This is a genomic window from Plantactinospora sp. WMMB334 (assembly GCF_049179095.1).
Taxonomy (GTDB): Bacteria; Actinomycetota; Actinomycetes; order Mycobacteriales; family Micromonosporaceae; genus Plantactinospora.
This window is the reverse complement of sequence record NZ_JBMHME010000002.1, coordinates 6,299,687-6,318,150: the sequence shown is the minus strand read 5'-3', so window position 1 is coordinate 6,318,150 and position 18,464 is coordinate 6,299,687. Positions and strand designations below refer to the sequence as shown.

Below are 18,464 nucleotides of genomic sequence, written 5' to 3'. Positions count from 1 at the left end.
CCATGACCACCGCTGCCGAGTCCCGGCCCGCCCTGAGCCGTCGTCAGATCCTGCTCCTGATGGGCGGTCTGATGACCGGGATGCTGCTCGCCGCCCTGGACCAGACCATCGTCGGGACGGCGTTGCCGACGATCGTCGGTGAGCTGGGCGGGATCAACCACTACTCGTGGGTGGTCACCGCCTATCTGTTGGCGGCGACCGCCTCCACCCCGCTCTACGGGAAGACGGCCGACCTGTTCGGTCGCCGCCCCGTCTTCCTCTTCTCCATCGGGACGTTCCTGGTCGGCTCGCTCGCCGCCGGCTTCTCCCAGGACATGACCCAGTTGATCATCACGCGTGGGGTGCAGGGGCTCGGTGCCGGCGGGCTGATGACGCTCGCCTTCACCATCATCTCCGACGTGGTCTCGCCCCGGGAGCGCGGCCGTTACCAGGGCCTCTTCGGGGCGGTCTTCGGGGTCTCCTCGGTGGCCGGACCGCTGGTCGGCGGCTACTTCGCCGAGCATGACTGGCGGTGGATCTTCTTCCTGAACGTGCCCCTGGCGGTCGTCGCCATCATCGTCTGCTACCACGTGATGCGGCTGATCCCGTTCCAGCGGCGGCAGCACGCGATCGACTGGCTCGGCGCCGGCCTGCTGGTGGCGGGGGTGAGCGCCCTGCTGCTCGCGCTGAGCTGGGGCGGCAACGAGTACGCCTGGGGCTCCGCCGTCATCCTCGGGCTCTTCGTGGCCGGCGCGGTGTTCGGCCTCCTCTTCCTCCGCCAGGAGGCCCGGGTGGCCGAGCCGATCCTGCCGCTGCGCCTCTTCCGCCGGTCCACCTTCGCGCTGGCGAACGCCGCCGGCTTCATCCTCGGCCTGGTGATGTTCGGGTCGATCATCTTCATCCCGCTCTATCTCCAGATCGTCAAGGGCGCCTCGCCGACCGACAGCGGCCTGCTGATGCTGCCGATGATGGTCGGCGTGATCGTCACCTCGGTCCTCTCCGGGCAGGCGATCAGCCGGATCGGCCGGTACAAGTGGTTTCCGGTGGCCGGGGCGATCGTGCTGGTCGCCGGCATGCTGCTCTTCACCCGGTTGCAGGTCGACACCCCGCTCTGGAACGCCTTCGTCTACATGGTGGTCATCGGCGTCGGGCTGGGCCTCTGCATGCAGTCGCTGATCCTCGCCGCGCAGAACGCGGTGGCGGTCCGCGACCTCGGCGCCGGCACCTCGGCCGCCACCTTCTTCCGGTCGCTCGGCGGCTCCTTCGGGGTGGCGATCCTCGGCGCGCTGCTCTCCGCCGGGATCTCCGCCGGGCTCTCCGACCGGCTACCCGGCGCGATCGCCCAGCTCCCGCCGGAGCAGCGGACGCAGTTCGCCGGCGCCAGCACGGAGTTCTCGGTCAACGAGCCGTCCCGGATCCTGGCGCTGCCGGATCCGATCCGGGCCGCCGTGCAGGAGTCGTTCGTCGGCGCACTGCACACCGTCTTCCTGGTCGCCGGGCTGATCGCCCTGCTGGCGGTGGCGATCACCCTGGCGATGCCGAACGACGAGCTGCGCGGCGGCCCACCGGCCGGCTCCGGCGAGGGGCTGGCCGGGGAGCGGAAGGGGGACGCCGCCACCGAGATGGAGGCGAACACCCAGACGATGATCTGAGGCCGCCGGTCGTGCTGCTCCGGGGCCGCCCGTCGCCGCGCGCTGTCTAGCGCGCGGCGACGCCGTGCAGGAAGTGCCGCCAGGCGGTCGGGCCGAAGGTCAGGGCCGGCCCGTGCGGGTCCTTGCTGTCCCGGACGAGCACGCGGCCGGGAAGGTTGTCGGCGACCTCGACGCAGGCGCCGCCGTTCGCGTTGCTGCGGGTCGACTTCCGCCAGGTGGGAGTCATAGCTCGTCCGCCATCCTCACGATCAGGTCCCGGGACATGTCTCGGGGGAGTGCCACCGAGCGTATCGCGTCCCAGGCCCGCGCCATCGCGGCGACCTGGTCCGGCTCGGCCAGCACCCGTCCCCCCGCCTGGTCTTCGAGGAACGCCGCGTCGCTCCCGCCGGGCAGGGAGGCCAGGATCAGCGGGCCCATCTGCCCGACATAGAGCCCGGCGGATCGCGGCACGACGTGGATGAAGATCTTCGGCCGGGTCGACATCTCGACCAGGTGCGCCAACTGTTCCTTCAGCATCGACCGGGGCTCGCCGCGCAGCAGCGCCAGCTCGTCGACGATGAAGGTGCAGACCGGCATCCTCTCGCGGCCGAACACGGCCGCCTGGCGCTCCATCCGGAGCGCCACCTGCGCCTCGACCTCGTCGGCGTCGAGCAGACCGGAGGTCAGCACCGCCCGGGCGTACGCCTCGGTCTGGAGCAGGCCGGGCACGTAGTTCGCCTCGTGCCACCGGATGGCGACCGCCTCGCGCTCCATGTCGGGCCACTGGCGGAACCACTCCTGCGGGGTCGTCCTCCGGGCGGCGGCCGAGGTGCTCTGGACCAGATCGCCGCTGCCGAACAGCTCGTCCAACAGTTTCGCGGTGTCCGGCATGGGCACCAGCCGGCCCGTCTCGAATTTGGCGATCAGGGACGTGGAGACATTCAGCCGTCCGGCGACCTGTTCCTGCGTCATACCGCCGTTGAGGGAGCGCAGGAACTTCAGGATCTGCGGAACACCACTGTGACTCATTTATTCTCGAACTTTCTCGCGGCGGCTCGGAGCCGGGATGGAAATGCTGACCGCCGCCAATTTTCCGCCGAGTTCGGGCAATGGTCCAGGGTGGATATAAAGGAATCCGGTCGTCTTGTCGCTTGCGCTCAACCCTCGCTATTTCAGGACGACGTGGCCGGTCTGCTCGAAGACGGTCAGGTCGTCCAGGGTCTCCAGCACGGTGGCGGAGACCGGCGCCGGCAGGGCCCGGGGTGCGAAGAAGCCGGCGTTCGTGGTCTCGTCGGTCGCGGTGACAAGCGTCCCGGACCAGGCGTCGACCCGGAAGGCGACCACGAAAAGCTGGTAGGTGTCGCCATACATGTTGGTGAAGGTGCGGTCCGGGCCGGTGTACATGGCGAACGGGGTGACTCCGGTGGCGGTCAGCCCGGTCTCCTCCCAGACCTCGCGCATGGCGCACTGGGCGATCGACTCGCCGAGTTCCATCGCGCCGGCCGGCATCGCCCAGTGACCGTTGTCGGAGCGTTCGATCAGCAGCACCTGGCCGGCCGCGTCGCGTACCACTCCCCGGGCACCGACGAACATCAGGGTGCGGTCACCGGCGAGCGCGCGGAGCTGACCGATGTAGGACTCGGCCCACGGGATGCTGCTCATCTGCCCGCCTTCCGGGTGGTCAAGGTGTGAGTTGCGCCACTAGGTTGTTGCCCATGCGTAGCACGATGATGGACGCCCCCCTGCTGGTTTCCCGAATCCTCGAGCACGGCAGCACGGTGCACGGCACCGCCGAGGTGGCCACCTGGACCGGCGACGGCTCCCGCCGGGCGACGTACGCCGAGGTCGGTGTGGCGGCGGCCCGGCTCGCGCACGCGCTCCGCGACGACCTCGGAGTCACCGGCGACCAGCGGGTCGGCACCTTCATGTGGAACAACGCCGAGCACCTGGTCGCCTACTTCGCGGTGCCGAGCATGGGCGCGGTGCTGCACACCCTGAACATACGGCTCTTTCCCGACCAGGTGGCCTACATCGCCAACCACGCCGGGGACCGGGTGGTGCTCGTCGACTCGACGCTGATCCCGCTGCTGGCCAGGGCGCTGCCCGAGATGTCCACTGTGGCACACGTGGTGGTGGTCGGTGCCGGCGACCCGGCTCCGCTGCTGGCCGCCGGGGGCGGGCGGGTCGCCGTACACCGCTGGGACGACCTGCTGCGGGACAGGCCCGACCGGTACGACTGGCCGGAGCTGGACGAGCGCGACGCCGCCGCCCTCTGCTACACCTCCGGCACCACCGGCAACCCGAAGGGCGTGGCCTACTCGCACCGCTCGATCTGGCTGCACTCGGTGCAGATCTGCCTGCCGGAGTCGTTCGGGTTCGGCCCGACCACCCGGGAACTCGCCATCGTGCCGATGTTCCACGCCATGTCCTGGGGCATCCCCTACGCCGCCTTCCTCTCCGGCGCCTCGCTGGTCATGCCGGACCGGTTCCTCCAGGGCGCGCCGATCGCCGCGATGATCGAGGCCGAACGGCCGACCCTGGCCGGCGCGGTACCGACCATCTGGACCGACCTGCTCAACCACCTGGACGCCCACGAGGTCGACACCTCCTCGCTGACCGAGGTCATCGTCGGCGGCTCGGCCTGCCCGCCCGCGCTGATGCACGCCTTCGCCGAGCGGCACGGCATCGACGTGATCCACGCCTGGGGGATGACCGAGATGTCCCCGCTCGGCTCGGTGGCCCGACCCCCGGCCGGGGCGACCGGCGACGACGCCTGGCGCTACCGCTACACCCAGGGGCGGGTGCCGGCCGGGGTCGCCGCCCGGATCGTCGGCCCGGACGGCCGGCACCTGCCCGCCGACGGCGAGGCCGTCGGGGAGCTGGAGGTCCGTGGCCCGTGGGTCACCGGCCGGTACGTCGGTGACGACGCACCCGACCCGGAGAAGTTCCGGGACGGCTGGCTGCGTACCGGTGACGTCGGCACGCTCTCGGCGGACGGCTTCATCACCCTCACCGACCGGGCCAAGGACGTGATCAAGTCGGGCGGGGAGTGGATCTCCTCGGTCGAGCTGGAGAACGCGTTGATGGCGCATCCGTCGGTGCTGGAGGCGTGCGTGGTCGGCGTACCCGACCCACGCTGGGACGAGCGTCCACTCGCGACGGTGGTGCGCCGGGAGGGCGCCACGGTGGACGCCGAGGAGCTGCGGGGATTCCTCGCCGACCGGGTGGCCGGGTGGCAGCTCCCCGAGCGGTGGGCCTTCGTCGAGACCGTACCGAAGACCTCGGTCGGCAAGTTCGACAAGAAGCGGGTACGCGCCGACTACGCCGCCGGCACCCTGGACGTGACCGAGCTGGCCGGCTGAGCGGCGCAGGTCGCCGGTCGAGCCGTTGCCAACCCGATGTCGGGCCGGGAAGGATGTCGGGCACGCGGAAGGGGCGTGCGATGCGAGCGGTGGCGGTGACGGCGCTGGGCGGGCCCGGTGTGCTTGCGGTGGTCGAGCGACCGGACCCGGTCGCCGGCCCCGGTGAGATCCTCGTCCGGGTGCGCGCGGCGGCGGTGCATCCCGCCGACGTGGCCGCGCGGATCGGGCCGATCCCCGGCGGGCCGGTCGAGCCACCCTTCCTGCTCGGCTGGGACTTCGCCGGTGACGTGGCGGCGGTCGGCGACGGTGTCCCCGGCCACCGAACCGGCGACCGGGTCGCCGGGATGGTGCCGTGGTATCAGACCCGGGGCAGCGTCGGCGCGTACGCCGAGCTTCTGGTGGCCCGGCCCGACTGGCTGGTCGGCGTGCCGGACGGGCTGGACCCGGCGGAGGCGGCGACCGTGGGGCTGAACGCGCTGACCGCCCGGCGGGCGCTGGAGATGATGTCGCCGGCTCCCGGCTCGACCGTGCTGGTCACCGGCGCCAGCGGTGGGGTGGGCGGCTTCGCGGCCCAGTTGGCGGCGCGGGCCGGGCTCCGGGTGATCGCGCTGGCCAGCACCGACGACGAGGAGTGGGTCGGCAGCCTCGGCGTCGCCGAGGTGGTGCCGCGCTCCGCCGGGCTGGCCGGGGTCGGGCCGGTGCCGGCGGTGCTCGACGCGGTGCCGCTCGGGCCGGAGGCCGCCGCCGCGGTCGCCGACGGCGGCACGCTGGTGTCGACCCGGCCGGTCCCGCCGATCGACCCGGAGCGCGGGGTACGGCAGGAGATCGTGCTGATCCGGCTCGACCGGCCGATGCTGGCCGAGCTGATGGCGGAGGTCGCCGACGGGCGGCTGCGCACCCGGGTCGCGGCCACGCTGCCGCTGGCGGAGGCGGCCCACGCACACCGGCTGGTCGAGGCGGGACGGCTGCGCGGAAAGATCGTCCTCGTCCCGTAGCGGCGGGCGGCGCCCCGGTGATCTGCGGTACTCAGGACTCGCTGGTCACCACCAGCACCTTGCCCACCGCCGAGTCCTGCACGGCCTGGTGTGCCCGGGCCACCTCGTCCAACGGGTGGTAGTGCAGCGGCAGGCCCACCTCGGCGCCGACCCGGAGCACCCCGGAGGACGCGGCGGCGGCCACGTCGGTCACGGCGTGTGCCTTGGCCACCGTCGGCAGGGTGTAGACGAGCACGAACTGCCAGCGGACGTTCGGCACCATCAGCGGGCGGACCGGCAGGGTGAGCGACCCGCCGCCGTCGTCGGCGTAGACCGCGACCGCCCCGTTGGCGCCGATCACCTGGCAGTCGGTCTCGGCGTTGTGCGCGGCGGCGACCTCGACGATCGCGTCCACCCCGTCCGGCACGATCTTCCGGACCTCGGCCACCACGTCCTCGTCGCGGTAGTTGATCACGTGTGACGCGCCTGCGGCGACCGCGAGCTGTGCCTTCTCGGCGCTGCTGACCGTGGCGATGACGGTGGCGTCGGCCCAGCGGGCGAGCTGGACGGCGGCGTTGCCGACCGCACCCGCCCCGCCCTGCACCAGCACGGTCCGCCCGCTGAGCGCGCCGACGTCGAGCCGGTCCGGCATCGTCTCGCCGACGGTGAGGCAGCGGTGCGCGGTCAGGAACGGGATGCCGAGGCTGGCACCGAGGTCGAAGGAGGCCGAGCCGAGCCGGACGACCTGCCGGACCGGCACCACCGTGTACTCCGCCGCGGTGCCCCACGGCCGCTGCCAGGCCGCTTCCCAGATCCAGACCCGTTCGCCGGTCAGCTTCGCGTCCACCCCGGTGCCGACCGACTCGATGATCCCCGCACCGTCCTGGTGGGGGATCTGCCAGCCGTGCCGGGGCGGCGCCCCCGACCCGTCGCCCCGCCGCGACTTCCAGTCGGTCGGATTGACCCCGGAGACCGCCACCCGGACCAGCACCTCACCCGGGCCCGGCTCCGGCACCGGCCGGTCGACCACCTCGAGGACGGACGGGTCGCCGGTGCGCTGGTAGACGGCTGCCTTCATCGTTGACCTCCCCGGTGCTGCCACCCACGATCACCTCTCGGTCTCGATCCCGGTCTGCGCGGTCGGCTCCGCGCACTCGCCGGCCATCCACCCATCTTGCTGCCCGACCGGGTGGAGCGCCGGAGTTTCGCCGCGCCGTGGCGGGGTGTGGGACGTCACATCGCGCCACGAAACCCGGCCGCACCCGAAGGAGGGACATGCGCCGACCTGCGCCGACCCCGGTCAGGAATCGTTCAGGTTTGTCGGGTAGGACTGTTGGGCAACGTCCGTCTGTCGAAGCGCCTGCCCGTCTGGGCGGTTCTGGGCGGTGGGCGGGGGCCGCCGGGCGCGGTCCGACCGGAGACGTGGAGACGCCGATGACTTCGTCAACCGAGCCGACGGTGACGGCTGCCGTCGTACCGGGCGAGGATCGGCCTGCCGCGCCGGCAGGGGATCGGCCTGCCGCGCCGGCGGAGGATCGGCCAGGTGCGCCGACGGAAGGCCGGGACCGGTATCTCGACCTGTGGCGGGCGGCGGCACTGGTCCGGGTGGTGAGCTACCACGTGCTCGGCTGGATCTGGCTGACCGTGCTCTTCCCGGCGATGGGGCTGATGTTCGCGCTCGCCGGATCGCTGATGGCCGGCTCGCTGGACCGCGCCGGGCGGCGCGCGGTCGGCCGCCGGCTGCGCCGGCTGCTGCCACCCCTGTGGGGCTTCGGAGCGGTCACGGTCACGCTGTTGCTGGTGACCGGCTGGCGGACGGAGCCGGAGGCCCGGCTCGGCTGGGGCGAGCTGGCCTGGTGGGTCTTTCCGGCCCGCACGCCGCCGGTCGGCGACCAGCCGTGGGCCTGGGCCTACAACGTCGTGCTCTGGTACATCGTCACCTATCTGTGGCTGGTGCTGCTCTCGCCGGTGCTGCTCGCCGCCTTCCGGCGCTGGCCCTGGCAGAGCCTGGCACTGGCGGTCGCGCTGCCGATCGCCTTCCGGTTCGACGTGGTGACCGTCGGCGGGTACTTCAACGAGCAGGCCACCAACGTCAGCACCTACCTCGCCTGCTGGCTGCTGGGTTTCGCGCACCACGACGGGCTGCTGCGCCGGATCCCCGCCCGGCGGTACGCGCTCGCCGTCGCCGCGCTCGCCGTGACCGGAGCCGCCTGGGTGCTCGTGGTGGGCTGGTCGAGCGGGAACTACGACCTGAACCGGATCGCCGGCGGCAACACCCTGTGGTCGATGGCCTTCGTCGCGACGGTGCTCCGGTTCCGCCCGCGACTCGACTGGCTGGCCCGGATCCGCCCGCTGGACCGCCTCGTGGAGCTGTTGAACGCCCGGGCGGTCACCATCTACCTGTGGCACCTGCCGGCCGGGGTGCTGGCCGGGGCGTTGATCGCCCCGGTGGCCGTCTCCGGCTGGGTGCAGACCGTCGCGCTCCGGCTCGCCGCCGTCTGGCTGCTGGTCGCCGTGGTGGTGGCGCTCGTCGGTTGGATCGAGGATCTGGCCGCTCGGCGCCGGCCGGCGGTGATCCCGCCTTCCGTCCGTCCACGCCCGGCCGTCGGTGCCGGGCCGCCCGCCGGGCCGGCGGTGCGACCGGCCGCCGTACCGGTGGCGGTGGCCGCCGTACCGCTGACGGCCGGCGCCGCCCGGCGCTGGCACCGGGCGATGACCGCGACGGTCGCGGTGCTCGCCGTCGGCCTGGGGTTCGTGGCGCTCAACCTGTGGCCGGGCGTGACGACCCGCAGCCCTGCCCAGATGGCCCGGGCCGAGGTCACCTACCGCCTCTCCGACCTGCCGATCCTGGTGGAGGGCAGCGCCGTGGACGGAGGCGCGGAGCGGCGGTCCTCGCCGCCGCCAGCGGCCGGGCCGAGCCCCGGCTCGGTCACCGTGCACGGCCAGGTCTATCCGCGCGCGGTGCTCACCGCGGCGCCGAGCCGGCTCCGGGTGCAACCGCCGCTCGGCTGCGAGCGGCTCCGGGCCGTCATCGATGTCGGTGACGACGATGTCGAGGTCGTCTTCGCGGTACGCGCGGACGACGTGACCGTTTTCGAGTCGGGTGTGCGGAGCCGGGCGGACAGCGCCGAGCAGATCGACGTGCGGATCCCGAGGGCCAGCTTCGTCGACCTGGTGACCAGCAGCGCCTCCGGCGGTGCGGTAGGCGTCTGGGCGGATCCGCAGTTCGTCTGTGCCGCCTAGCCCGGCCCCTCCCGGCCTGCGGTCGCCCCCGCTCGGACGGCCTGCGGCTGCCGCCGGTCAGCGGGACCGGAGCACCACGTCCTTGCTGAGGTCGCCCCAGCCGTCCTCCCTGGCCCGGGCGACGGTGGCACGCAACTGCGCCTCGTCCACCGGCTCTTCCCGGCCGGCGCGCTGGAGGGTGACCGCGAAGTTGGCGCAGAGGTATTCCAGCAGGGCGTCGTCGGCGTGCAGCACCTCGCAGATGCCGGCGACCCGCCGGTGGCGGAGGAGCCCGGCCATGCCCTCCAGGGCGGCCTGCTCGTGACCCTCGACGTCGATTTTGAACAGCAGCGAGTCGTCGTCGCGCAGGTGGATCCGTTCGTCCAGCCGGAAGCACTCCACTTCGACGCCCCGGTCGTTCTGCACCCGCAGCGACGCGACGCCGGTGTGCTGGTGTAGGTAGAGCCGGGCGGTGCCGGACCGGTCGCTGGCGGCACCCGCGTGCAGCACGGTGCCCGGATAGTCGGCGGCGGCCGCCGCGATCGTCTTGCCCAGCCAGGGGAGCACGGCCGGGTTCGGCTCGACGAGATGCAGTTCCCGGAGCCCGTAGTAGCAGGTCGAGAAGGCCACCTCGCCGTAGTTGGCGCCCACGTCCACAGCCACGGTGGGCCGGATCTCGGCGACCAGGCGCCGCCAGGCGGCCACCGCCTTCCGGTCGAGGTTTCCCTTGTAGACGGCGAGTTCGGTGCCGCGGATGTCGGTGTGGTCGGCGTGCATGATCACGCCTATCTCGTTGCGGAACGCCCCTGCCCGGGTACGGAGGGCGATCCGGTGGGCGGCCCGACGGACGTGGTGTGCGCCGGACTGGTGGAAGGCGCGGCGCAGCGTCGATCGAAAAGTTGGCATACCGTTGACCGTTCTCGCTGATCGTTGGGGGATGTCGCATCGTGGCCTGCTCCTCGGGCATGGTACGCAGACAATCACGTTCAGCAACAGGGTGGCCACGAAGCGGAGTTATACGTGGAACGCTCTCGTGTTTGTGCTGGTCATGGCCGGAGTGGGGAGCGATGCGGTCGGAGCCGGGCGTACTCCGCAGAAACGCCCTTGTCCGGCGCCGTTTCGCCGCCTCCGCGATCTCCTCGGCGCCGCCGGTGCTGCACACCCGATCCGCCCGACCTGGTCCGTCCGCCTGCGCCGTCCTGACGTAAAGCCGACACACCCGGCCGGCCGGGCGGGCGCTGGGCTGGGTGACCGGTTGACGAGACGGCCACCTCGGCCGCGCGGCGCCGGACCGGCCGGACCCGCGCCGCCTACGCTGCTCACATGGACCCGCCGAGCTTCGAGCTGATCTGCGAGATCGAGCCGCCGACCCGTCCCGACCTGCGGCACGTCCGCCACCAGATCGGGGTGCTGGCTCCGGTGGCCTCCTCGTTCCTGATTCCCGACAACCACATCGGCCGGGCCACGGTGTCGAGCATCGCGGTCGCGCACGAGGTGGCGGCGATGGGTGGCCGGAGCATCGCCTGCCTGAACGCCCGGGACCGCAACCGGCTCGGGTTCCAGCGGGACATGCTGACCGCCGCCGCGTACGGGGTGCGGGAGTTCCTCTTCGTCTACGGCGACAAGCCGGCGGTCGGCGACCGGAGCGGCGAGCTCACCGTACGCGCGATGATCGACGAGGCCCGCGCGGCCGGTGAGGGTCCGGTCTTCGCCGGGTTGCCGCCGTTCCGGGTGGGCGTGGCCGCCGGCCTGCGCCGGCTGCCGAGCTGGAAGCGCGCCGCCGACTTCGTCTTCGCGCAGGTCAGCTTCTCGGTCGACGCCCTGCTGCGCTGGCGCGAGTCCGTCGCGCTCGACGTGCCGGTCTACGCCGGGGTGATGGTGCTGGCGAGCCCGGCGATGGCGCAGCGGCTCGCGGCGACGATTCCGGACATCGAGATCCCGGCCGACCTGGTCGCCCGGGTGGGGCGGGACCGGCGGGCTGGCGTGGACGCGGCCTGCGAGCAGATCGAGCGGCTGCGGGACAGCGGTGCGTTCGACGGCGTGCATCTGGTGCCGGTGGCGCGCTACCGCGAGATGGCACTGCGGCTGGAGGGCCGGGGATAGTGCCAGGTCAGCAGGTGGAGTGGAAGAGGCCGCCGACCGGCTCCCGCGCGGCGAGGCCGTTGTAGAGCGCGACGGCCTCGCCGGTCCGGGCCACCTGGATCTCGACGCCCCGTTCCTGGAGGAACCGCAGCGTGGCGGGGTCGACCCGCAGCCGCCCGTCGAAACCCTCGGAGAGCACCACCCGGGTCGCTCCGTTGGCGAGGAGTTCCTCGACGTCGGCCGGCTGGATCCCCGGCTCGTGCCGGGTGCCGGTCTCGGACCAGTCCCAGGGCCGGCCGCCGCCCGGATAGAGCTTGAAGTCCTTGCCGTCGCCGAGCCCGTCGACGGTCATGCTGCCCCAGGAGATCTCCAGGATCCGGGGTGACCGGGCCGGCGGCACGGATTCCTCGGTGAGATCGCCCAGTTGTGGCAGGATCAACGCGGCGAGCTGTTCGGCGTCCGGGTCGAGCGGGTACGCCCCGTGCGGGACCGCCACCACCCGCATGCCGGCGGCGGCGGCCGAGCGTACGCCGTTGCTGGAGTCCTCGATCGCGACGCAGCGGCCGGCCGGCACGCCCAGGCGCTCCGCGACGGTCAGGTAGGCGTCCGGGGCCGGCTTGCCCCGGGCCACCTCCTCGGTGGAGAGGGTCACCCGGAACTCCTCGGCCAGCCCGGTCGCGGCCAGCGCCACGTCGATCAGCCGGCGCGGGGACGAGCTGGCCAGCCCGAGCGGCCAGTGCCGGGCGAGCCGCCGGACCACCTCGGGCGCGCCGTCGATCACCGGAAGTTGCTCCTGGTACTCCTCGGCCATCGCGTCGATCACCTCGGTCGCGATCTGCTCGGTGCTGCCGGGAACGCCGAGCTCGCCGAGGTAGGAGGACCACTCCCCGGTGCTCATCCCCATCAGCCGGCGCTGGGTGTCGGGCTGCCACCGGCCGCCGCGGGCGTCGACGTAGCGCCGTCGGACCCGCTCCCAGACAGGTTCCGAGTCCACCAGTACGCCGTCGAGGTCGAAGATCACCGCGTCCACCACGGCTTCCATCCTGCCTCACCCGGAAGATCCGGTCTCGCCCCGGCGGCCGGCCTGGTAGGTATTGACATCCGCCCATGTGGGTCAGTAGGTTCGGTTGGCGACGTTGAAACGATTCATGAAACCCGGCGAGTCGAACCGGAGGTCGTCCATGTCCCCGAAGCCGTCGAGCCGGCACCTCCGCCTGCCGGGTGCCGGAGCGGTGCTCGCCCTGCTGGTGGCACTCGCCGGGGTGGCACCCGCCGCCCCGGCCGGCGCGGCGCAGATCGAACCGACCGTGGTCATTGAACCGACCGTGGTCATTGAACCGACCGTGGTCATTGAACCGACCGTGGTCATTGAACCGACCGTGGTCATTGAACCGACCGTGGTCACCAGCTTCGACACCGGCGCCGCCGGAGGTGGCGCCCGGCCGCTGCTCGGCGACGTCACCGGGGACGGCCGGCTGGACGTGGTGATGATGCAGCCGCACTACATCGCCGACGACCGCTACGAGGGCGCGTTGGTCGCCGCGCTGACCGCGTACGACCTGGACGGGCGGCTGCTCTGGCAGGCCGGGGCGGTCGATCCGCGCGGGCGCAACAACGGCAGCGACATCCCGGCCCAGGTGCACGACGTGGACGGCGACGGGGACAACGAGGTCGTCGCGGTCATGCACCCCGGCGGCGACACCACGGCCGAGGGCCGGTTCATGATCTTCGATGGTCGGACCGGTCGACTCGTCCGGGACTTCGCCCTGCCGGACCGGCTGGCGCACGACGCGATCATCTTCGCCAACCTCAGCGGCGGGAACACCGCGCGGGAGATCGTGCTGAAGGACCGCTACGAGACGGCGTGGGCGCTGGACGACCAGGGGAACCTGCTCTGGACCCACCGCGGCAACACCGGCCACTACCCGTGGCCGTACGACTTCACCGGCGACGGGCGCCAGGAGATCATGATCGGCTACGACATGCTGAGCCCGGACGGTGACCTGCTCTGGCAGCACCGGGGCGGCGGGCACGCCGACACCATGTGGATGGCCGACATCACCGGCGACGACGACCTGGAGCTGATCCTCGGCGGGGACGCGGCGGTGGCGCACGACGGGCGTACCGGGGCGGAGATCTGGCGCAACGCCGACATCGTCGAGACCCAGAACATCATGACCGGCGACTACCTGCCCGACCTGCCCGGCCTGGAGTCCCTCGGCCTGGACCGGATCGACCGGAGCGCCCAGGGCTACGACGGGCTCTTCCTGCTCGACGTCGACGGCCGGCACGTCTGGCGGGAGGCGCGGGAGACCCGGGGCTGCTGGGGCTCGATCCCGGAGCCGATCCACAACTGGACCGGCGACTACAGCGATCTGATCATGGTGTGGAACCGGGGTTGCGGCGAGCCGACCACCATCATGAACGGTGCCGGGGACGTGATCAGCACCCTCGATCCGGCGGCCCGGCTCTGGCACGCCGACTTCTGCGGCGACGACCGGGAAGAGGTCATCGAGTACATCCAGGGCCGGTCCGTGACGATCAGGAGCAACGGCCCGTGCGACCTCGCCGCCAAGGTGACCGGGCATCCGTTGCCGCAGGCCAAGCGGCTCCACAACTACACCCGCTACACCGCCGGGGACAGCCCGGTGACGCTCTCCGCGGGCCGCCCCACCGCCACCAGCAGCGCGCTGCCCGACCAGCCCGGCGCGCTCGCCGTCGACGGCGACCCGGGCACCGCCTGGCGGGCCGCCGCCACCGGCACCGGGCAGAGCTGGCAGGTCGACCTGGGCCGCTGGTACACGCTGACCGGCATCCAGCTCACCTTCCCCGCCACCGACCTGCGGGCGGCCTGCACCCGTACCGTGACGGGCCGGCACACCGGGCCGCTGACCGTGCCCGCCGGGGTGACCTGCCTGGCCGCCGGTGCGACGGTGACCGGCCCGGTCACCGTGCTGCCGGGGGCCTCGCTGGCCGCCACCGACGCGACCGTGACCGGCCCGGTCTCCGCGCTCGGCGCCCGGTCCGTGCAGCTCACCGGCGTGCGCGTCACCGGCCCGCTGTCGGTGGTCGGCACGACCGGCCGGGTGGTGCTCACCGGCAACCAGGTGACCGGGCCGGTGACCCTGGTCGGCAACCGGACCGGCGGGACCCCGCTGGTGGTCTCCGGCAACGGCGTGCGGGGCGGGCTGGCCTGCGCCGGCAACCAGCCGGCACCGGTGCGCGACGGCGAGCCGAACAGCGTCGCCGGGCCGGCGGCCGGGCAGTGTGCCGACGTCCCGGCCGGTGACCCGCACGGCGCCGAGTTCGGGTACGGCTACCTGGTGGAGACCTCCACCGACGCCCAGCACTGGGTGCCGGTGCTGGACCGCACCGACAACGCGCTGACCACCGCGACCCAGCGTGGACTCTTCACCGGGCTCGGCCGGTACGTCCGGGTCACCGTCACCGACCTGCCCGAGGTGCCCTACGCGCGGGCCGGGCTGGCCGAGGTGACGGTGCTCGGCAACCGCTGACGGCTGCTCAGCGACCGCTGACGGATGACGGGTGACGGGTGACGGCTGCCCGCTGACGGATGACGGATGACGGGTGACGGGTGACGGCTGCCCGCTGACGGATGACGGGTGACCGCTGACGGGTGACGGGTGACGGCTGCTCGGCAACGGCTGACGGCTGCCCGGCGACTGCCGATGGCTGCTCGGCGACGGCTGGCGGCTGCCCGGCAACGGCTGGCGGCTGCCCGGCGACCGCCGATGGCTGCTCGGCGACGGCTGGCGGCTGCCCGGCACCCGCCGACGGGATGCCCCGGCCGGTCCGCTCCGCCCGCATCCGGCGGACCGGCCGGGAGTCTCGGCGCGGCGCGGTGTCGCCGGGTGTGACGACCGCTGCCGCGACCGGCCGTCAGGATAACTGCCGACACCACCCTTTCTGCTGGTCGAGTCGGGTATCAGACCAACATTCCTGACTGGTAACTCAGATTCGGAATGATGTTCTTAGATTGATGTCGATCATCATCTGAGGGGGCGGTCATGGGACGACAGACGGCATGGCGCGCACTGCTGGCAGCCACGCTGGGCGCGACGGTGGCTACCCCGGTCGCCCCACCGGCCTTCGCCACCCCGCCGTCGACCCGATCGGCGCAGGCAGCGGCGGCGCGGGCGGAGGTGCCGGACACCTGCCCGGACGGCGGTGCCGGGTGCGTGGACGGCACCATCGCCGACCTCCGGGAGCGCTTCGCCCGGCTCGGGCAAGCCTGCGGCCACCACGCCACCTTCGTGCTCGCATACCTGCGGACCACCCAGGGCTTCAAGTGGGGGCGGGACCAGGACGGCTACTTCGCCGACAACGCCTGGGTCAACCGGGAGGGCGCGCTCTTCGCCGAGTACTACTACCGGGCGTACGACGACTGGGCGGCCGGGCGCCGCTCCGCCGTACCCGGCGCATGGCTCGCCGCCCTGGACGCGGCGCGGTCCCGTCGGCTCACCGGAGCCGGTGACCTGATGCTCGGCATGAACGCGCACATCAACCGCGACCTGCCGTACGTGCTCGAACGGGTCGGGCTGACCACTCCGGACGGCAGCAGCCGCAAGCCCGACCACGACAAGGTCAACGAGATCCTCGAAGCGGTGATGGATCCGCTGCTGGCCGAGCTGATCGCCCGCTTCGACGCGCAGGGCTTCGACGTCGGCATCTCCACCGGCACCGTCCTGGCGCTGATCATCAGTTGGCGGGAGCAGGCATGGCGCAACGCCGTCCGGCTGGCCGGCGCCCGTACGCCCTTCGCCCGGGCAGTGGTCGAGTTCGACATCGAGTCCAGCGCCGTGGCGATCGCCGCCGGACTGGCCGTGCTGACCAGCTACGTCCCGCCGTTCACCGGGCCCAGCCCCCGGGCGGCGTACTGTGCCGCGCACAATGCCGACGCGCCGCCGCAGGCGTACCCGTTCGGCACGCCGCCGGCATACTGAGCCCCTGTTAGGCGGGGGCCCTTCTACAACAGAAAACGATAAGCGGGGGCCCTTCCTTACACCTTAGGCGGACTTGCGCGGAGATTTCTTCGCGGGGGTCTTCTTGGCGGCGGCGGTCTTCTTCGCGGTCTTCTTGGCCGCGGTGGACTTCTCCGCCGGCTTCTTGGCGGCCTTGTCGCCGGCCTTCTTCGCGGTGGCGGTCTTCTTCGCGGCCGGGGTGGTCTTCTTCGCCGCCGCGGCCTTCGCGGACTTGGCGGCGGAGATCGGGGTGGGCTGGCCGGCGCCGGCCCCGGCCGGCTCCTCGCCCCGGGCGGCCCGGGCCCGGTCCACCGACGCGCGCAGCGCCGCCATCAGGTCGACCGCCGCCGCCGGGGCCTCCTCGACCTCCTCCGGCTGCACCACCTCCCGGCCCTCCACCTTGGCGTCGATCACCTCCTGGAGCGCGGTCCGGTAGTCGTCGGTGAAGACGTCCGGCTCGAACTCGCCGGCCATCGAGTCGATGAGCGAGCTCGCCATCGCCAGCTCCGGCGGGCGTACCGTGATGTCCTCGTCGAGGAAGCCGAAGTCGGGGCGGCGGATCTCGTCCGGCCAGAGCATGGTATTGAGCAGCAGCACGCCCTCCCGGACCCGCAGCGTGGCGAGCTGTTCCCGCTGCCGCAGCGCCACCTTGACGATGGCCACCCGCTCCGAGTCGGTCAGTGCGTCCCGGAGCAGCACGTACGGTTTCATCGCCGCGTTGTCCGGCTCCAGGAAGTAGGCCTTGTTGTAGAGGATCGGGTCGACCTGCTCGGCCGGGACGAACTCCAGCACGTCGATCGCGTGCGAGGTGCTCAGCGGCAGCTCGGCGAAGTCCTCGTCGCTGAGGATGACCATCTCGCCGCCGCCGATGTCGTACCCCTTGGCGATGTCGTCGTAGCTGACCTCCTCGCCGTCGATGGAGCAGACCCGCTTGTAGCGGATCCGGCCACCGTCCGTGCGGTGCACCTGGTGGAACCGGATGTCCTTCTCCTCGGTCGCCGAGTAGACCCGCACGCCGATCGAGACCAGCCCGAAGGAGACGGCGCCCCGCCAGATAGCCCGCATGATCCCGTACCTTCCCCTCTCCGGGTGGATATTCACCCGGTCGGGCGAGAAAGTCCCCCTGAGCAGCCGGTATCCCACGGTTTGCCGGTGCGGGCGACCGGTTCGATCCAGGATCGCACCGGATCGAACCGGGCGCGAGTGTTTCGGGCTGGACCTAGAGTGAGATCGTGCCCGGCACCCCGGTCAAGCCGATGCTCGCGGTCACCGGGGAGCTGCCCGCAGGCCCCGGCTGGGTGCATGAGTTCAAGTGGGACGGGGTACGCGCGCTCGGCGACGTCACCGCCGGCACGCTGCGGCTCTACGCCCGCTCCGGGGTCGAGATCACCGCCGCCTATCCGGAGCTCGCCGCCCTCGGGGCGCAGTTGCGCGAGCGGGAGCTGACCGACGCGGTGCTCGACGGCGAGGTGGTGGTGCTGACCGAGAGCGGCCAGCCGTCCTTCACCGCCCTGGCCGAGCGGATGCACGTCCGGGAGCGGAACCGGGCCGCCCGGCTCGCGGCGAGCCTGCCGGTGACGTACATGATCTTCGACCTGCTGCGGCGGGACGGGACGGATCTGACCGGCTGGCCCTACCTGCGCCGCCGGGAGGCGCTGGAGGCGCTCGGCCTGGCCGGGCCGCGCTGGGCGGTGCCGCCGGTCTTCCCCGACGGTGCCGCCACCTATCAGGCGGCCGGCGAGCACGGGCTGGAGGGTGTCGTCTCGAAGCGGGTCGACGCGATCTACCGGCCCGGGGTCCGCTCGCCGGACTGGGTCAAGGTGAAACTGGAGGTCACCGACGACTTCGTGGTCGGCGGCTGGCGGCCCGGCGTACGCCGGATCGGCGGCCTGCTGGTCGGGGTGCCGGCGCCGGGCGGCGGCCTGGTCTACCGGGGCCGGGTCGGCGGCGGGATCGGAGCGGCGATCGAGCGGGAGCTGCTGTCGGTGCTGGAGCCGCTGCGCACCGGCGGGTCGCCGTTCGTCACCCCGGTGCCCCGGGAGGATGCCCGGGGCGCGATCTGGGTACGTCCGGAGATCGTGGTGGAGGTGAAGTACGGCCAGCGGACGCCGGACGGCCGGCTGCGGTTCCCCCGGATCCGCCGGCTGCGCCCGGACAAGGCGGTAACGGACGTGACCGACGTGGGCGAGGCGACCGACGTGGGCGAGGCGACCGACGTAACTGACGTGACCG

The 18,464-nt window shown here is 72.4% G+C and carries 14 protein-coding genes and 2 pseudogenes; 8 read left to right on the top strand and 8 right to left on the bottom strand.

Annotation, left to right across the window (positions count from 1 at the left end):
• Nucleotides 1–2: 2 nt before the first annotated feature.
• A complete protein-coding gene (locus tag ACN27G_RS27180) occupies nucleotides 3–1,631 on the top strand; it encodes an MDR family MFS transporter (protein ID WP_421495578.1) in 1,629 nt (542 codons plus the stop codon).
• A gap of 46 nt (nucleotides 1,632–1,677) precedes the next feature.
• On the opposite strand, the gene ACN27G_RS27175 is transcribed toward ACN27G_RS27180, so the two are convergent.
• The 3 genes from ACN27G_RS27175 to ACN27G_RS27165 form a co-directional block, all read right to left on the bottom strand.
• Entirely contained in the window at nucleotides 1,678–1,857 is a 180-nt protein-coding gene (locus ACN27G_RS27175) for a DUF397 domain-containing protein (RefSeq protein ID WP_421495577.1), read from the bottom strand.
• Nucleotides 1,854–2,639 carry a helix-turn-helix domain-containing protein gene (locus ACN27G_RS27170; protein WP_421495576.1) on the bottom strand — a complete coding sequence of 262 codons (786 nt, stop codon included), beginning with the start codon at nucleotides 2,637–2,639 and terminating at the stop codon, nucleotides 1,854–1,856. Before ACN27G_RS27170 ends, ACN27G_RS27175 begins: the two co-directional genes overlap by 4 nt.
• A 138-nt stretch (nucleotides 2,640–2,777) precedes the next feature.
• A complete protein-coding gene (locus tag ACN27G_RS27165; RefSeq protein ID WP_421495575.1) occupies nucleotides 2,778–3,272 on the bottom strand; it encodes an NUDIX domain-containing protein in 495 nt (164 codons plus the stop codon).
• A gap of 53 nt (nucleotides 3,273–3,325) precedes the next feature.
• On the opposite strand from ACN27G_RS27165, the gene ACN27G_RS27160 reads away from it, so the two are divergent.
• A complete protein-coding gene (locus tag ACN27G_RS27160; RefSeq protein ID WP_421495574.1) occupies nucleotides 3,326–4,972 on the top strand; it encodes a long-chain fatty acid--CoA ligase in 1,647 nt (548 codons plus the stop codon).
• Between the two features lie 80 nt (nucleotides 4,973–5,052).
• The gene (locus ACN27G_RS27155; protein WP_421495573.1) at nucleotides 5,053–5,967 is read left to right on the top strand and encodes an NADP-dependent oxidoreductase; all 915 of its coding nucleotides are present in this window, start codon (nucleotides 5,053–5,055) and stop codon (nucleotides 5,965–5,967) included.
• Between the two features lie 31 nt (nucleotides 5,968–5,998).
• Here ACN27G_RS27155 and ACN27G_RS27150 read toward each other — a convergent pair whose 3' ends face one another.
• A complete protein-coding gene (locus ACN27G_RS27150; RefSeq protein WP_421495572.1) occupies nucleotides 5,999–7,024 on the bottom strand; it encodes an NADPH:quinone reductase in 1,026 nt (341 codons plus the stop codon).
• 356 nt (nucleotides 7,025–7,380) lie between these two features.
• On the opposite strand from ACN27G_RS27150, the gene ACN27G_RS27145 reads away from it, so the two are divergent.
• Complete coding sequence (locus ACN27G_RS27145) at nucleotides 7,381–9,189, top strand: acyltransferase family protein (RefSeq protein WP_421495571.1); 1,809 nt, start codon at nucleotides 7,381–7,383, stop codon at nucleotides 9,187–9,189.
• A 57-nt stretch (nucleotides 9,190–9,246) separates the two neighbouring features.
• Here the strand turns inward: ACN27G_RS27145 and ACN27G_RS27140 are convergent, their stop codons facing one another.
• Nucleotides 9,247–10,074, bottom strand: coding sequence for an FkbM family methyltransferase (locus tag ACN27G_RS27140; protein WP_421495570.1), 828 nt, complete (start codon nucleotides 10,072–10,074; stop codon nucleotides 9,247–9,249).
• A gap of 417 nt (nucleotides 10,075–10,491) precedes the next feature.
• On the opposite strand from ACN27G_RS27140, the gene ACN27G_RS27135 reads away from it, so the two are divergent.
• On the top strand, nucleotides 10,492–11,271 hold the full coding sequence (locus tag ACN27G_RS27135; RefSeq protein WP_421495569.1) for a methylenetetrahydrofolate reductase: 780 nt from the start codon (nucleotides 10,492–10,494) through the stop codon (nucleotides 11,269–11,271).
• 7 nt (nucleotides 11,272–11,278) lie between these two features.
• Here the strand turns inward: ACN27G_RS27135 and ACN27G_RS27130 are convergent, their stop codons facing one another.
• On the bottom strand, nucleotides 11,279–11,650 hold the full coding sequence (locus ACN27G_RS27130; protein ID WP_421497473.1) for an Mth938-like domain-containing protein: 372 nt from the start codon (nucleotides 11,648–11,650) through the stop codon (nucleotides 11,279–11,281).
• Nucleotides 11,648–12,292, bottom strand: a pseudogene (locus ACN27G_RS27125) (HAD family hydrolase); the annotation flags it as partial. The gene ACN27G_RS27130 and the pseudogene ACN27G_RS27125, both read right to left, overlap by 3 nt.
• Nucleotides 12,293–12,431: 139 nt before the next feature.
• Between ACN27G_RS27125 and ACN27G_RS27120 the strand changes: the two are divergent.
• Both ACN27G_RS27120 and ACN27G_RS27115 read left to right on the top strand, forming a co-directional pair.
• Nucleotides 12,432–14,765 (top strand): discoidin domain-containing protein, encoded by a 2,334-nt coding sequence (locus ACN27G_RS27120; protein WP_421495568.1) that lies wholly within the window; start codon nucleotides 12,432–12,434, stop codon nucleotides 14,763–14,765.
• Between the two features lie 513 nt (nucleotides 14,766–15,278).
• Nucleotides 15,279–16,214 (top strand): DUF5995 family protein, encoded by a 936-nt coding sequence (locus ACN27G_RS27115; protein WP_421495567.1) that lies wholly within the window; start codon nucleotides 15,279–15,281, stop codon nucleotides 16,212–16,214.
• Between the two features lie 63 nt (nucleotides 16,215–16,277).
• Here ACN27G_RS27115 and ACN27G_RS27110 read toward each other — a convergent pair whose 3' ends face one another.
• The gene (locus tag ACN27G_RS27110; protein ID WP_421495566.1) at nucleotides 16,278–17,297 is read right to left on the bottom strand and encodes a Ku protein; all 1,020 of its coding nucleotides are present in this window, start codon (nucleotides 17,295–17,297) and stop codon (nucleotides 16,278–16,280) included.
• A 167-nt stretch (nucleotides 17,298–17,464) separates the two neighbouring features.
• Here ACN27G_RS27110 and ligD point away from each other — a divergent pair.
• A pseudogene (ligD, locus tag ACN27G_RS27105) lies at nucleotides 17,465–18,415 on the top strand (non-homologous end-joining DNA ligase); the annotation flags it as partial.
• Between the last annotated feature and the right edge of the window lie 49 nt (nucleotides 18,416–18,464).

What these genes read in the sequence shown, in the direction of transcription:
- ACN27G_RS27180 (WP_421495578.1), top strand. Translation starts at nt 3, where the DNA reads ATGACCACCGCTGCCGAGTCCCGGCCCGCCCTGAGCCGTCGTCAGATC.
- ACN27G_RS27175 (WP_421495577.1), bottom strand. Translation starts at nt 1,857, where the DNA reads ATGACTCCCACCTGGCGGAAGTCGACCCGCAGCAACGCGAACGGCGGC.
- ACN27G_RS27170 (WP_421495576.1), bottom strand. Translation starts at nt 2,639, where the DNA reads ATGAGTCACAGTGGTGTTCCGCAGATCCTGAAGTTCCTGCGCTCCCTC.
- ACN27G_RS27165 (WP_421495575.1), bottom strand. Translation starts at nt 3,272, where the DNA reads ATGAGCAGCATCCCGTGGGCCGAGTCCTACATCGGTCAGCTCCGCGCG.
- ACN27G_RS27160 (WP_421495574.1), top strand. Translation starts at nt 3,326, where the DNA reads ATGCGTAGCACGATGATGGACGCCCCCCTGCTGGTTTCCCGAATCCTC.
- ACN27G_RS27155 (WP_421495573.1), top strand. Translation starts at nt 5,053, where the DNA reads ATGCGAGCGGTGGCGGTGACGGCGCTGGGCGGGCCCGGTGTGCTTGCG.
- ACN27G_RS27150 (WP_421495572.1), bottom strand. Translation starts at nt 7,024, where the DNA reads ATGAAGGCAGCCGTCTACCAGCGCACCGGCGACCCGTCCGTCCTCGAG.
- ACN27G_RS27145 (WP_421495571.1), top strand. Translation starts at nt 7,381, where the DNA reads ATGACTTCGTCAACCGAGCCGACGGTGACGGCTGCCGTCGTACCGGGC.
- ACN27G_RS27140 (WP_421495570.1), bottom strand. Translation starts at nt 10,074, where the DNA reads ATGCCAACTTTTCGATCGACGCTGCGCCGCGCCTTCCACCAGTCCGGC.
- ACN27G_RS27135 (WP_421495569.1), top strand. Translation starts at nt 10,492, where the DNA reads ATGGACCCGCCGAGCTTCGAGCTGATCTGCGAGATCGAGCCGCCGACC.
- ACN27G_RS27120 (WP_421495568.1), top strand. Translation starts at nt 12,432, where the DNA reads ATGTCCCCGAAGCCGTCGAGCCGGCACCTCCGCCTGCCGGGTGCCGGA.
- ACN27G_RS27115 (WP_421495567.1), top strand. Translation starts at nt 15,279, where the DNA reads ATGGGACGACAGACGGCATGGCGCGCACTGCTGGCAGCCACGCTGGGC.
- ACN27G_RS27110 (WP_421495566.1), bottom strand. Translation starts at nt 17,297, where the DNA reads ATGCGGGCTATCTGGCGGGGCGCCGTCTCCTTCGGGCTGGTCTCGATC.